Below are 15,138 nucleotides of genomic sequence, written 5' to 3' on the forward strand. Positions count from 1 at the left end.
AATATGTTAATTATTTTAATTATCCTCGATTCTAAAAATTCTTCTAACTCTACTACCTCGACCATGCTCGTCCTTTGGTTGGTTAAAAAAATTACTTAGCTTATCTTCATTCACATTTGGATAAATATTTAGATTAAAGTAATTATCCATTGTTATTAAATAATTGGAGTACGCCGTATCAACTATGTTATGTTCAATAGTCGTATTTGTAGGAATATCATCAAATATATCCTTTAAACCGCTATCCCATGCCGTATCCCATCCTGAAAAATTCATTAACATACATAGTGACATTAGCGTTACGAAAATATTAATGTACATGGTAACCCCTATTGATATTTTAAGTTTTTTAAATTTTTAAGTTTCTAAATTTTAAGTTTTTTTAACATTAAATTAATTAATTATCATTATTATATATAATATCTTCGATATGTAATTAAATTTAGTTAGTTATTGTTATATATATTGCCGTTACAATTATATAAATTTAACATCATATCATAGGTGGTTGACAAATTATTTAAATAATAATATACTACATACTACATAATTCTAAAACCATTATTTTATAATTTTCAATAATATAATTTATGGAACTAACAAAACGAATAATTACGAAAATAATCGGTAATTATCATTATGGTGAAAATATGTATTCAATTCAAGATTGGAGGAGAACCCATTACTCTAAGGAAGTTGTTGCCGAAATGAACGAGCAAGAAGTTAAATTAATGGGCTGGGTACACTCAATTAGAGCTTTAGGAAAATTAGCCTTTATTATTTTAAGAGACAGAGCAGGTACAATACAAATTGTAGTACCTAAACAGAAAGTTTCAGAAGAAACTTTTGAAATTGCTAAAAAATTAGGAAAAGAAGACGTTGTTGCAGTTAAAGGTAAGGTTGTAGCAAGTGAAAAAGCACCAAACGGATTTGAAATTATACCTATAGAAATAAGAGTATTAACAAAATCAAATGCTCCATTACCATTAGACCCTGCTGAAAAAGTACCTGCAGATATAGATACAAGATTAGACCACAGATTTTTAGATATCAGAAGACCTAAGATACAAGCTTTATTCAAAATTAGAGCAGAAATGTTAAAATCCGTAAGAAAAACATTTGATGAAACTGGATTTATTGAAGTAAACACCCCTAAACTTGTAGCAAGTGCTACAGAAGGTGGAACAGAATTATTCCCTATTTCATACTTTGAAAAAGAAGCTTTCTTAGGACAAAGCCCTCAGTTATACAAGCAGATGATGATGGCAGGTGGATTTGATAGAGTATTTGAAATCGCTCAAATCTTCAGAGCCGAAGAACACAACACAAGAAGACACTTAAACGAAGCAGTGTCTATCGATATGGAAATGTCATTCTCAGACGAATACGATGCAATGGATGTACTTGAAAAAGTAGTTTACAACTGTTACAAAGATATTGCAGAAAACAAAGCTGATGAAATTGAAACACTCGGAATTAACTTTGAAGTTCCAGATAAAAAATTCACAAAATTAACTTACTCAGATGCTGTAGATATTGCAAATGGCAAAGGTATCGAATTAGAATGGGGAGAAGATTTATCAAGAGCTGCTGAAAAAGCTGTTGGTGATGAAATGGGAGGCTTATACTTTATTACAGAATGGCCAACCGTTACAAGACCATTCTATACAATGCCATACGAAAACGACAATACAATCTGTAAAGCTTTCGATTTAATGCATAAAGAATTAGAAATTACTTCAGGGGCTCAAAGGGTTCACAAATACGATTTATTAGTGGAAAATATTACCAAAATGGGTATGAATCCAGAAGGATTTGGAACTTACTTAGAAGCATTTGAATATGGTATGCCACCACATGCAGGCTTTGGATTAGGTGCAGACAGATTTGCAATGATATTAACACAAGAAGAAAACATCAGAGAATGTGTTTTATTCCCAAGAGATAGACAAAGATTAACCCCTTAATCTTGTAAATCTCATAATTTTTTTTAATTCTTAAATTTTTAATACCTTTTTTAAAAGTAATTTTCCAAAATCATATGATTTAATAAAAAAATAAGAAATAATATTTAAAAAAAGTAATAAATAATAAATAAATAATGTACTAAAAAAAGTAAAAATATTTTTGTAAATTAATAAATTATCCAAAATAACTTAAATCGTCATTTTCATTGGATAATTCTGATTCTTCTTGTGTAAGTTGTACTTTTTCAAGTAATTTTTCAACTTCTAAAGCTCTTTGTTCTAATTTTTTATAATCTACATCAAAACCAATGGCTTTTGATAAAACATTTAAAACATTTGTTGATGCTTTTGGGTCTACGACATAACCTATAGTTTCAGCCATTAAACAGGTTGCTTCCATGTCGTTCAATTTAGAAAACATAAGCATTAAACCAGCAGCTCCCAATATACTACCATTATCGTCCCTAAATTCTACGCCATATTCTTTATGTTGTTCTGCAATTTCTGCAGAAGTTGAAGCAACATAAACTTTTAAGTCTTCGTTTGGAATTTGACCAATTCCTAGACCGCCTAAAGTGTATGTTTTAGTAGCCCCGTATTCAATACCTAATTCTATGAGCCTCTTAGAAACCTCGTATTGACCGGCAGGTGATAAGGATTGAGTATTACCCACAATTATAACCATAGGGATAGGTTCCTCGATTAAGTAGATATCGTTACTCATAAATTCAACAGAACCGTCAGGTTTAACATTTACTTGAGGTGGGAAATCACTACAGTAAATTTCCATTACCTTTTCTCCGTTGAACTCGTCGATTAAGTGTTCTGCGGCAATTCTACCAACGTGTCCAATTCCGGGCAAACCTTCAATTAATACTGCATCTTTCAAAGGTTCGTGTTCCTTAATTTTTTTCTCAAACAAATTTATCATAGTATCTCCCGATTTTTTAACAATTAATAACTGTTTAAATCATAATTAAAGTAATATAAATTAATAAAAACAATAATAACCATAAAATAAAAATTAAATATTATGTATTATTGAAACAATATATGATTAAATTCTAAACTTTAAATAATTTTTTATATTTTCCAGACAATTTTTGTAAATTTAAGATGTCATCTTCCGAAAGATCTAAATCTTTTGAAATTTTTTTAGATATTTGATTGTATCCAAAAAATAAAGACATTGCAGTGGTAAAATTTTTAGCAATTGTCTTATTGTGTATTTTAGCTTTATCAAAGTCTATTAGCTTAATTTCATCAGAAACGATTACGTGTTTACCACCTTGTATTTCAGTGTGGTCAATACCCATTAAATCTAATTTTAAACATTGTTTAAGGGTCTCTTCAATAACAAACATTAAATTATCGCTATTCAAGTCATTTATGCAATCTTTAATCATTTTTCCTTCGATATATTCCATTATCATATAATCATTTGTAAACTCATAAACTTTTGGACCAATTCCTTGCTTATTGATAATACTCAATACATGCCCTTCATGAAATATCGTATTTTTAGGAGCTCCCAATCGTGATATTTTAATTGCAATTGGTAAATATTGCTTAAAATTACTATATTTAAAATTTTTATCTACATAGCCGTTTGAAACACAATTTTGACAATAGCCTTTAAATACGATACCCCTATGACCTTTTCCGATAAATTCTGTTAGTATTATACCTTTTTTATATAATATATCTACAATTTGCCAATCTATTAATTTTTCATTTGTAAAATTTATATTTTTTATCCTATTTTTTAATCTATTTGTTAATCTTAAATTTAAAGTATCTTCAATTTTATTATCCTCAAGTTTAGGAAGTTCAACTTTTTGGCCACCATTTTGTTCCAAATGTGGTGTTATAACGTTTAAATCTTCAGATTTTGATTTTTTAGTAGTAAAATTATAATCTTTTTCCAATTTAAACTCCCTCGATTATATTATTAATTTAATAGTTTATTTTTTGAGTATTGTTTGCATTCAATAAGGCAATACTGCGCCTTATATATAAAACGTTTAAACATAGTATATTTTACAATCAATATATATAATTAATGAATTATATTGAATTATTAAATAATAAAAACAAAAATAACAAATAATATGGGTGTAAATATGGCAAATTCAATATATGTTGGCGATAAAGGAGTTATGAATTATGTTACGGCGGTTATGACGTTATTTGATAAACCAGATATTAATGAAGTAGTATTAAAAGCTAGGGGCAAATCTATTGTAAAAGCTGTTGATGTGGAAGAAGTATTAAAAAATAGGGTTATGAAATCAGTTAATGTAAAAAATATAGCTTTAGGCACTGAAATTTTAAAAAGTAATACGGGAAAAGAAATAAATGTGTCCACAATTGAAATAACACTCTCAAAAGAATAAGGGTCTAGATAAAAATAAAAAAATAATATAAAATAAGATAAAATAAAAAAAATAATATGAAAATTTATTTAAGTTTTATTTAAGTTTATAAGTAATTTAATAATTCTTCAGATTTAACCTGAATTTGTTCGCCTGATTCCATATCTTTTATAGAAACCATATTATTTTCTAAATCTTTTTTGCCGATTATAATTACCTTCTTAGCGTTTAAATTATTTGCAAAATTTAAAGATTTATTAAGTTTTCTATTCATTAAATCCAATTCTACAATCTTTGAATTTTCCCTTAATTGTTTTGCAAGTTTAAAGCTTTCTTTGGTTAATTCTACATCATTTCCTGCGGTTGTAATGTAAATTATTTCTTCGTTTACTTCTGGTTCTTCGATATTTAACATAATTCTGTCAAATCCATATGCAAAACCAACTGCAGGCGTAGGTTCCCCTTCGAACAATTCTATTAAGTTATCGTACCTACCGCCACCACAAACTTGTCTTGCACCTTCTTTGGTACCATATATCTCAAATACCATTCCAGTGTAGTAATCCAAACCTCTTGCAATTCCAAAGTTTATGATATAATCATGATCTACGTATTCCAATATTTCTTTTAAGTTTTGAAGTGCTAATATTGATTTAGGGAATTTTTGGAGTTTTTCCATTAAAATATCGATAATTTCATTGTTTCCTTTTAAATCCAATATATCAAATACAATATTAGATATAGAAATACCTTTTTCAGACTCTATTGCGTTTAAAACTTCCTTTAAACCTTCGATATCTTCTTTATCAATTAATCGTCTAATTTGAGTACTTTCGTCATCTGAAAGATTAAACTCTTCGAAAACACCTTTTAAAACACCCAAGTGCCCGATATTTATCTCATATTTCATATCGATGTGTTTTAATCCATCGATAGCCAAATTCAAAACTTCAGCGTCTGCAGTACATTTATTACTGCCGATTAACTCACTGCCCATCTGCCAAAATTCTCTGTACCTACCTGCTTGGGGGTTTTCATATCTAAAGCAGTTTGTAAAATAGTAGAATTTTAAAGGTTTTGGAACGTTTTTAAATTCATTTATAAAGTATCTAGCAACGGAAGAGGTTAATTCAGGTCTTAAACCCATTTCTCTGTCGCCATGATCCTTAAATACAAACAATTGACTTCTTATTTCATCACCTGTTTTTTTGCATAAGAGGTCAAAACTTTCAAAAGTAGGCGTACAAATTTCTTTAAAGTTATAATTATCAAAAACTTCTCTTAATTTTTTTCCAATAAATTTCCTTTTTAACATCTCTGAAGGTAAAAAATCCCTTGTTCCTTTAGGTTTTTGAAACATGCGTATCTCTCCAATATAATTATAAATTATAATAAATTAATATTAGGTAATATCCACTAATATAACCATATGATCAATAGAATTAATCTAAATAGCATATCGTATTACATAATATTAAAATAATTATCCATTATAAACTCATAAAATCCTTTTAATATATGTTTATGGATTATTAATAGATAACGGTTAATCTTAAAATAAGTATATAACACTCGTTTAAATAAATTAAAAAAAAAGATGAAAAACTAAATAATTATTCAGTTTCTTCGTTTAAAATTTTGTTAATGTCATCTTCCATCATGTGTCCTTTTACGATAGCTTTTACAGTTTTTACACCGTCAAGTTCTAAAACAGCGTTTTTAGCACCTGCTGCCATGTGGATAACACTCATACATCCTGGATTTGTAGGGGTCAGTGTAAATTCAACGTTTCCTTCGTCATCTACAATAACATCATTTATTAATCCCATATCAACTATACTTACACCCATGTGTGGGTCTGGAACTACTCTTATAGCATTCAATACGTCTTCTTTTGAAACCATGCTTTCACCTTTATAATCTTAGAGACAATTAGGTTCTTAAAATATAGATACAATATACTAACTTGCCATTTTTAAGTGACTTAGCATAATAATAAGCTATTATAATTTAAACTTATATATACTTTATTATTTCGATTAACGGCAAAATAACCTAATTATCCATTAAACAACTTAAAAATGTGTAAATATCTTTTAAAATGATTTTAAAATATAAAAACAGTTTTTTAGCATATTTAAAGTATTTTAAAGTAATATGAAGTAATTTTATAACCATTAAAAAATCAATTATTGAAACTTCTAAAAAATATAGTTAAAATTTAATTATTAATAAAAAGGTAATAGTAAATTATAATTAAAAATATAGGTATTTAAAATTTTAAGACTTTAATCTTACTTTATGTTTAATCCATGATCCTTTAAGTGTGTTTTAACAATACTGCAAAGATAATCATCTTTTGAAACAATTCCGTGTGGATAAATAAATACTTTATTCTCAATGTTAATTCTTGGATAGTCTATTTCTAAAGTAACATCGTCCAATAGACATTTTTTCAAATATTGAGTTGTTTTTGTTAAATTCATCAACGTAGGTTTTTTATACGGAGGATTATTCTTAGGAAGTCTCCAAACAGTTCCGTAGTACGAAATATAATCTGGATTTACCAAAATTACAGTTTCTCCGTAAATTTCCATCAAGAGTGTCCAAGAAAACACCCCTCTACTAAAACCCAATAATCTTCCTAAATACGAAGTTTTAGGATTTTTATAGGTTACTTTCAATGTACGTCCGATTATACGTGACAAAGCTTCCTTTGGATTTATATTTTTAGGATTTGTAGGTAGGGAAGTCTTTGGAATTATATTTGTAGGCATATTTTTCAAGGGTTTTATCATATGTAACGCATTTAATGGGTAAAAATAGTAATGATTTTTTTTATTCAACATTACAGCTCCTTCCATTAAACCGTTAAAGTCACATTTTACTATTTTTCCACGGTATGTATTAAAAGATTTATTGAGTGTAAATTCCGCAATTACATCTTTATTAAGTGAATCTTTTGGTTTCAAACTAAAAACCTCCAAGAATATAATATTATTACTTGTCAATTATAGGATTTATAAAATTACGACAATGGCAATAATAGCGTAAATACCTTTATCTTTAAATTAATTTATATTAATCTCTAAATTTTAACAATAACTTACATTAAAGTGAATTTTTCCTATTTTATGGCTTAAATACTGCTATTATATAAAACAGACATGACACTATCATAATAGATATTACTAAATATACTTTACATAAATATTAATGTATTTTTAATATTTAATATTAATTATTATATGTACTAAAATAATCCAATAAATTTAAAATAACTTCAATTTTAAAAAATAAACTAAAATCAATACCATAAAAATTATTAAATAAAAAATAAAAAAAATTAAAATTAAACTTAAGATTAAGTTTAACTAATTAGAATAATTCTTGGAGTTGGATTTGGTGTTTTCCTAATTTACCACCGTAGTTACCAGCTGTAATTTGTTTAACGCCAGGGATTTTTGTTGCTGCTTCAATACCTGCTTTCATTGCTGCTTTAACTGCTTCTTCATCTACACCATCAATAACGATTTCGTAAACACCGTTAACATCTTCTGGAATTGATGATTCAACACTGTCTTTTAATGTAGGGCACATTTTTTCGTTTGTTGTTGCTGCCATGAAGCTGTATTTAGGGTTTGTATAACCTACCTTACTTCCTGATGCTACAATACCACCAGGGAATGGGGTAATTGTTTTTTCCACATTGTAAATTGCGTCAACAGCAACTTCTGCTGCGGTTAATGCTGCCATGTTTGAGTCAGCCATGATGAAGAAGTTTCCACCAGCTACTCCTTTTTTAATTCCCAATTTACTTTCGATTTTGAAGTCTCCACCCATGATTGGTACTGAATAGATAACTTTTCCATCTTCTGTTTTTTCTTTTGTTTCGTATCCGTCACCGAAGAATTTTAATTTGAAACCTACTTTCAATTGTTCTTCTGCATCTTCCCCCATTGCATCGTAAACTGCGGTTGTTGGTGCTGTTAAAACACATTGTCCTAATCTTTCTAATAATTGGTGTTCCAATCCTGATTTTTTAGGGTGGCAGATTTCTACGATGTAACCAGGTCTTCCGTCTGGTGTTTCTGCAGGTGCTACGTATTTTTCAATACCTGCTTCTGCAGGGCACATGATAACTGAACAAGCGAAACCTGTTGCTTCTGTTGCTGCAACTTTTGCTAATCTTTCAGTTGCTGCTGTTATTAATACTCTTGAGGTCCAAATTGGAAATCCTTCTGCGAAGGTGTTGTCTATTGCTACTCCGTTTAATTCCATACTAACTCCTCCATATGGTTATAATATCTCAAATTATGGTCTAACTATTATTAATAAGTTTTTATTTGATTTTCCTATTATTGAATATTATAAGAATTTTAAACGGTTTAATTTGTAAAATTAGGGTATTTTAAGGTTAAATTATTAATTATATTCGATATTTTTGCATATTACTATTTTTTTGAATTTTTATTTGGATTAGCTTTTTTATTATTTTCGTTATTTTCATTAGTTTTAGTATCTTTATCATTTTCATTTATAACATACAAATTCCACTTCTTTAATACCCCTTTTGGCATTTTTCCAGATTTTACCTTTTTTAAAAGTTCTTCCCTTCCCCCTTTAGGTTCTAGAGCAATATTTTCATTTAGTTCTATCTCAAAGTCTTTTAAAGCTTTTTTCAAATCATCATCTATTGGACAAACTTCAAGCTCTTCTTTAACTTTTTGTGCAAGCTCCAATTGCACTGTGGCTTTATCTTTTTCAAGTTTTATAGGCACTATTAATCTATATTTTTCACTATTAACTAATATAATTGGATTATTTTTATCCAAATTAAATTTATCGGATATACAACTAGTAATTTCCTTAGAATTTACTATTTCAAAATCCTTTAACCTAAAATAATCTCCTGCAATAATATCCCCTTTTGGAAGATTTTTTACAACCATGTCTAAGTTAACTTTAAAATTGGCTCGCAATATTTCTCCAGATATCTTAGGAATACGTTTTTTATCCAATAAGGTGATAACATCCCCCGTATCTATATTGTATATTGGGTAACCATCCATTTTAGATATTAAAAGGTTGCCGTAGTCGTATTTAGAACGTGTCAACAATTCTCTACTATTTTTTCGTTCCAAAATGGGAATTGTTAATGGCATTACGTATTGGCGATAATTATCTGCTTTATTTATTGTGGCTGAAAAAGGCCCTATTTCACTCCCAATGTAAACATTTGTTAATCTTTCCTGTCCTTTTTCCCAACCCATAAAACTTCTTAAGTCATCCCATTGTCTTTTTATCATATACGTAGTTCCTGAAATCAGTACTGCATCTTTTAATTGCTCTTTTAATCTATTTTGCAATTCTTTAACTGTTTTTTCAGGATTTTGCTCAAATTTATTTTTATATTTTATATAATCGTTATAAAATTCAGTGTTATTATCATTATGTTTAATTTTTTTATCATCCAAAGTTTCTGAATCTTTGAGACTTTCTGAATTTTCTGAATTTTCTGAATTATTTGTATCAACTAGTTTTGTTAATTTCACCATATCCTTTAATTCTTTTTCAAATCCTTCTTTTAATTTTTTAGGATTATTCCAGTTAAGTATAACGTTATAAGGTACTGCAATGATTGCGATTTTCCCTAAACTTAATATTTTTAAAATTGTAGATAAAGAATATGCTTTTGAATAATAATCAATTAAATAGTTGGACTTTGGATATAATGCCACTGCAATTCTTTGAGTTAATTCAAAACCATAAAGGCGAGTTAAATAAGTATCATCTAGTTTAGAAACACCGTCAATTTGAAGTCCCGAAGGAATTAAAAATACCATGGCACCTTTATTCCTATTATTTCTTGTATCTCTTAAATCATTTTTAGGGTCATTTGAGGATCCACCATATGGTCTTGTATACCATTCTAAAAAACTGGAATCATATATTGCCCTAATTCCTGAAACCCATAAATTTTCCATTGAATTATCTGTGATTTCAAACCACTTTAGTTTTGATAAATCACCACCTGAGGTGCCCGAGGTATGTATTAATATAGGATTTTTATCAGTTAATTTTAAATTTTGAAAATCCTCATCAGTTGGATTTTCTTTTAAGAGCAAATTACCATCTAGTGAAAAATCTCTTGACTGTGTCGTTTTTTCCATATTTGATATTATTTGATGCTCTTCAATCCCTGTATTTTTAAAAATAGCATCTTCATACTCCTCTTTATCATAATAAAGCCAATTTATCCAATCCAAACCTTTCATACCTTTTATTTTCTTATTAAATATATTTTGAAGTAAATAATCAGTGTCGTATTCTATTTTCAAAATAACCCCCTCCGTTATTTTAATAGTAAATACTTAATAATTATAATAAAAATTTGATAACATATATTAAAATTTATAAAAAAAGCCATTTATTAAACTTATTATTTAAATAAAAAAATAAAATTAAAAATACGAATATAAAAAATGCCATATAAAAAATTTAAAAAATAGAGTTTAAAGAATTAAGATAAATATATATCTTATCTTTTTGCGTATTCAATTAATGGTTTTCCGTTTCTTCTTTCAGATCTAAAAGCATCAACAATTCTTTTTGCAGTACCTTCATCTGCAGAAATGAATGAGAAATTTCTGTAAACGTTTACTTCAGTGATATTTTCTTTTGAAACGTCAGATTTTTCAGTAACTTTTCTAAGTAATCTTCTTGTGTCCATGTTATCGATTGAACCTAAAGCTACAAATAATCTTGAACCGCCATCGTTACTTCTTCTTCTATTATCTCTTCTATCTCTGTCGTTTCTGTCGCTTCTATCATTTCTGTCGCTTCTTCTACCGTCTCTTCTATCTCTGTCGCCCCTATCATTTCTGTCGCTTCTTCTACCGTCTCTTCTATCCCTATCGTTTCTATCATTTCCTCTTCTAGCACCGTACTCGCCGATTCTTCCGTAGGATTTTCTATTGAGTTCTTCCTTAAATAATTGTGAGATTAATTTATCAATGATTATTTTGGAATCTGCTAAATCTACTAACTCATCCACAATTTCTAAGTTCTCAAATTCATAATTTTCTAAATCATCAGCATTTTCAGCATTTTCAGCATTTTCTGCCTGAATTATCTGCTTTAATTTTTCAATTATGTTATTTTTAGTTAATTCAACGATTTCTGTTACATCAGGTATTTTTTCCTTTTTAGCGTCAGATTTTGAGATTTTCATAATGTATTTAAATCTTCTAAATTCTCTTGGTTCTACGAAAGTTATTGCAGTACCTTTATTTCCTGCTCTTCCGGTTCTACCAATTCTGTGTACGTAAGCTTCAGGATTTTGAGGGATATCGTAGTTGATAACGTGTGTAAGTTCGTTAATGTCGATACCTCTTGCTGCAACGTCTGTAGCAATCATTATGTCAATTTTATGGCTTTTGAATCTTGAAAGAGCCAATTCTCTTTGCTTTTGGTTCATGTCCCCATGTAAAGCTTCTGAAGAGTAATTTTCATCATTTAATCTTCTCATTAATTGGTCAACGTCTGCTTTTGTTTTACAGAATACTAAACCATAGAAGCCAGGTTCTTTGTCGATTATTCTTCTTAATAATTCAAATTTATCATGTTCTTTAACTTCATAATAGATTTGTTCAGTTAATTCGGTTGTTAAAGCCTTACTTTTAACTTTAATTGTTTCATATTCTCCCATGTGAAGTTCTACGAGTTCCATGATACTTTTAGGAAGTGTTGCTGAGAAAAGTAATTTTCTACAGTCTGGTTTACATTTACTCATAATTTCTTCAACATCGTCGATAAAACCTAAATTGAGCATTTCGTCAGCTTCGTCGAGTACTAAAAAGTCAATATCGTTCAACTTAAGTGTTCTTCTACCTAAGTGGTCGATTACTCTTCCCGGGGTACCAATTACTATGTCAACGCCATTTCTCAACTTGTTTATTTGTTTTTCAATGCTTGAACCACCGTAAACAGTGCACAATCTTAATCTATTACCGTTGTTTACAGAATCTATCTCATCGTGAACTTGCAAAGCCAATTCTCTTGTAGGTGTTAAAATAATAGCTTTTACAGCTTTTTTATTTTTTCTACCTTCTTCTTGTATTTTTTCTTGTATTTTTTGGAGTATTGGTAGACCAAATGCGAGTGTTTTTCCAGTTCCTGTTTGTGCTTGTCCAACTACATCCAATTCTGTGTCTAATACTATAGGTATTGCTTTTTCTTGTATTTGAGTAGGTTCCTTGAATCCTTTTTCGTCAAGCCTTTCTAATATGCTTTCAGATATGTTTAAATCTCTAAATTCCATGTTTATCCCTTGTTTATTAATAGATTTCCTATCTATTAATCTAGTTAATTTTAATTATTTGTTTTTAAGTTTAGATTGTAAGCCCATTTGAGTTTCTGGTTTATACTAGTCCTTATAACCATTATGGCTATTGTATCTAATTCGGCTAAAGTAACCTAAAACTCCTTGATTTTATTGACATAATAAACATAGATAAGAAACTTGACGTTAGGGTGTCAATATTGCATACCATAATACTAGAATGATGTAATCATATGATGATATAATTAACATACTAATGCCGTTTGCATAATAATTAATAAACGTTTTATATCTCAATAAAATCGTGTTTTATGAAAAATTAATTCATTTTTAATTTAATCCATAAAATTAAGCTTAAACATTAATTTTTTAAAGTTTTTTAAAATTTTAAAAGTTTTAATGCGATATGTTAAATTTAAATCCTAATGTAAAAATTTAAATCTAAGTACATAGACTATGTTTTCTTAATATAAGTAATTTATCAATATTGGATTTTTTAAAAATAATAATAAATCAACATAATAACATTATATTAAAAATACTAAGTTTTTTATATGGTGTTACACTATAAAAAAGTAGCAGTTGATTTTAACCAATCTTGGTTTTGGTGATACTGTCTAAGGCACTTCTACCTAAAAGGCGGTCTTCCAGAATAGCCGTAGGGCGTTGATGAAGGAAAGATTTTCCAAAGGTAGATATATTAAACGCCTAATTATAAAAAAGAATATTATTTTAAGTTATTTTATATTAAATTGGTTAGTTTATCTTATACTTGTATATTAAATACTAATCTCGGTAGTATGATGTACATAATGTGTTATTTTTAAATATATTAATCATAATGAAATTATAACTCAGTTATTCGCCCATATCTTTAACTTTATAATCTATTATTGTTGGTGTTGCGTTAGTTATGTTATCGTGCATAGGACATCCTTCTTTAACCATTTTTATGAGTTCATCAATCTTCTCAACAGATTCATCTGTATCAAATTCGATTGAAACATTTATGTACTCAAAACCTGCTCTTTTAGTAGTCTCTCTTAACTTTAATTTATCCGTGTTAAATTTACCATGGACTTCTAAAAACATTTCACGAACTTCTAAACCTTTTAAATCAATATAATACCTACTTAAAGCATTTAAACATCCTGCATATGCCATTAATAGATACTCCATAGGATTTGGAGCCTCACCTTTACCCCCTAAAGATACAGGTTCGTCAGAAATAATTTCATAATGAGGTGTTTCCGCATTTAATTTTGTATCGATACTTTTACCGGATAATCTAATAGTCGCTTCTCCCATGATACCACCGTAGTATTTTTGTCTTTTTAGTAATTAAACCGAATTTTATAAGTCATATATTCATTGAAAACTTATAAATCCCATATTGCCCTTAAATTAGTATTTTTATCATATTGATATAGCACATAATATATTTAGGATTCTACATAAATGTATATTAATATTATTGTAAACTAGAGTTAAAAAATAAAAAGGAATTAAAGCAAGTTATTTAAAACTGCTTTTTCTAAAATATTTAATATATAACGGTATTTCATTATTTAATTACTATATGGTAGTATTTATGTATCAAAATATATATGGTGTTAATATTTAAATGTATAAATCTCTTAGCGATTTATTACATTAATTATATTACAGTATTTAATTAATATATCCCCAATAATAATTACTATTTCTATATTATATATTTTACGATTTAAATATTCTAAAAAATAGTTAAATAAGATCAAATAAATTTTATAAAAAAATACGATTATTTAAAAACTCAGATTAAAAATTAAAAAAATAGAAGATAAATTGAATAATTTAATTATTCAATCTTAAATCTTCCTGCAGATTGCTCAACTCTTTCAGCAACTTGTACAACTTGTTTTGAAATAGATTCGATTTCTGAAATAACTCTATCTAGCTCTTCTGTAGAAGCGGTTACTTCTTCAGCAGTAGCTGTGAATTCTTCTGAAATAGATGCGATATCTTGAGCATTTCTAAGTGCTTCGTCTGTACTAGTGCTTGCTTTTTTAGAATCTTCTTTTATTGTATTAATAGCAATTGTTGCTTTGTTAACGCTTTCTTTAATTTTCATGAATGCGTCATTAACTTCATCTATTGCTATAACCCCTTTATCTACTTCTTCGCGTCCGGTAGTTCCTAATTTAATTGTTGTAGTTACTTTACTGTTCATTCCAACAATTGTTTTGTTAATATCTTCTACAGACTTTTGAATCTCTTCAGCTAAGGATTTAATTTCGCTTGCTACAACTGCGAAGCCTTTTCCTGCTTCTCCTGCTCTTGCAGCTTCAATACTTGCGTTTAAAGCTAATAAGCCGGTTTGTTCTGCAATATCCTTAATTAACGTAGTTACTTCGTTAATTTTCTTACTTTCTTCGCCAAGCTCTTCGATTGATTTACCTAGGTTATCGAT

13 protein-coding genes are annotated in these 15,138 nt (G+C 28.3%); 2 read left to right on the top strand and 11 right to left on the bottom strand.

Annotated features, from left to right (window positions below):
• Nucleotides 1-15 precede the first annotated feature (15 nt).
• Nucleotides 16-321, bottom strand: coding sequence for a hypothetical protein (locus J2127_RS05035; protein WP_209732473.1), 306 nt, complete (start codon nucleotides 319-321; stop codon nucleotides 16-18).
• A 329-nt stretch (nucleotides 322-650) separates the two neighbouring features.
• On the opposite strand from J2127_RS05035, the gene aspS reads away from it, so the two are divergent.
• Nucleotides 651-1,967, top strand: a complete 1,317-nt coding sequence (gene aspS / locus J2127_RS05040; RefSeq protein ID WP_209732474.1) for an aspartate--tRNA(Asn) ligase — start codon at nucleotides 651-653, stop codon at nucleotides 1,965-1,967.
• A gap of 175 nt (nucleotides 1,968-2,142) precedes the next feature.
• On the opposite strand, the gene J2127_RS05045 is transcribed toward aspS, so the two are convergent.
• Both J2127_RS05045 and J2127_RS05050 read right to left on the bottom strand, forming a co-directional pair.
• Nucleotides 2,143-2,898 carry a proteasome assembly chaperone family protein gene (locus J2127_RS05045; RefSeq protein WP_209732475.1) on the bottom strand — a complete coding sequence of 252 codons (756 nt, stop codon included), beginning with the start codon at nucleotides 2,896-2,898 and terminating at the stop codon, nucleotides 2,143-2,145.
• A 133-nt stretch (nucleotides 2,899-3,031) separates the two neighbouring features.
• The gene (locus J2127_RS05050) at nucleotides 3,032-3,895 is read right to left on the bottom strand and encodes a serine/threonine protein kinase (protein ID WP_245326469.1); all 864 of its coding nucleotides are present in this window, start codon (nucleotides 3,893-3,895) and stop codon (nucleotides 3,032-3,034) included.
• 195 nt (nucleotides 3,896-4,090) lie between these two features.
• Between J2127_RS05050 and albA the strand changes: the two genes are divergently transcribed.
• The gene (gene albA, locus J2127_RS05055; RefSeq protein WP_209732476.1) at nucleotides 4,091-4,363 is read left to right on the top strand and encodes a DNA-binding protein Alba; all 273 of its coding nucleotides are present in this window, start codon (nucleotides 4,091-4,093) and stop codon (nucleotides 4,361-4,363) included.
• A gap of 85 nt (nucleotides 4,364-4,448) precedes the next feature.
• Here the strand turns inward: albA and hisS are convergent, their stop codons facing one another.
• From hisS to J2127_RS05095, 8 genes are all read right to left on the bottom strand, one after another.
• Nucleotides 4,449-5,702 (bottom strand): histidine--tRNA ligase, encoded by a 1,254-nt coding sequence (gene hisS / locus J2127_RS05060; RefSeq protein WP_209732477.1) that lies wholly within the window; start codon nucleotides 5,700-5,702, stop codon nucleotides 4,449-4,451.
• A gap of 253 nt (nucleotides 5,703-5,955) precedes the next feature.
• Nucleotides 5,956-6,246, bottom strand: a complete 291-nt coding sequence (locus J2127_RS05065; protein ID WP_209732478.1) for a metal-sulfur cluster assembly factor — start codon at nucleotides 6,244-6,246, stop codon at nucleotides 5,956-5,958.
• Between the two features lie 390 nt (nucleotides 6,247-6,636).
• Nucleotides 6,637-7,314: a hypothetical protein gene (locus J2127_RS05070; RefSeq protein ID WP_209732479.1), complete on the bottom strand. Its 678-nt coding sequence runs from the start codon at nucleotides 7,312-7,314 to the stop codon at nucleotides 6,637-6,639.
• A gap of 406 nt (nucleotides 7,315-7,720) precedes the next feature.
• The gene (fhcD, locus tag J2127_RS05075; protein WP_209732480.1) at nucleotides 7,721-8,623 is read right to left on the bottom strand and encodes a formylmethanofuran--tetrahydromethanopterin N-formyltransferase; all 903 of its coding nucleotides are present in this window, start codon (nucleotides 8,621-8,623) and stop codon (nucleotides 7,721-7,723) included.
• A gap of 173 nt (nucleotides 8,624-8,796) precedes the next feature.
• Entirely contained in the window at nucleotides 8,797-10,683 is a 1,887-nt protein-coding gene (locus J2127_RS05080; protein WP_209732481.1) for a hypothetical protein, read from the bottom strand.
• A gap of 200 nt (nucleotides 10,684-10,883) precedes the next feature.
• Complete coding sequence (locus J2127_RS05085; protein ID WP_209732482.1) at nucleotides 10,884-12,665, bottom strand: DEAD/DEAH box helicase; 1,782 nt, start codon at nucleotides 12,663-12,665, stop codon at nucleotides 10,884-10,886.
• An 879-nt stretch (nucleotides 12,666-13,544) separates the two neighbouring features.
• Complete coding sequence (locus tag J2127_RS05090) at nucleotides 13,545-13,994, bottom strand: OsmC family protein (RefSeq protein ID WP_209732483.1); 450 nt, start codon at nucleotides 13,992-13,994, stop codon at nucleotides 13,545-13,547.
• Nucleotides 13,995-14,526: 532 nt separating this feature from the next.
• Nucleotides 14,527-15,138, bottom strand: a 612-nt coding sequence (locus J2127_RS05095) for a methyl-accepting chemotaxis protein (protein ID WP_245326470.1), incomplete at its 5' end; no start/stop codon positions are given.

The sequence above is a fragment of the Methanococcus voltae genome (assembly GCF_017875395.1).
GTDB classification, from domain to species: domain Archaea; phylum AGJL01; class Methanococci; order Methanococcales; family Methanococcaceae; genus Methanococcus; species Methanococcus voltae_C.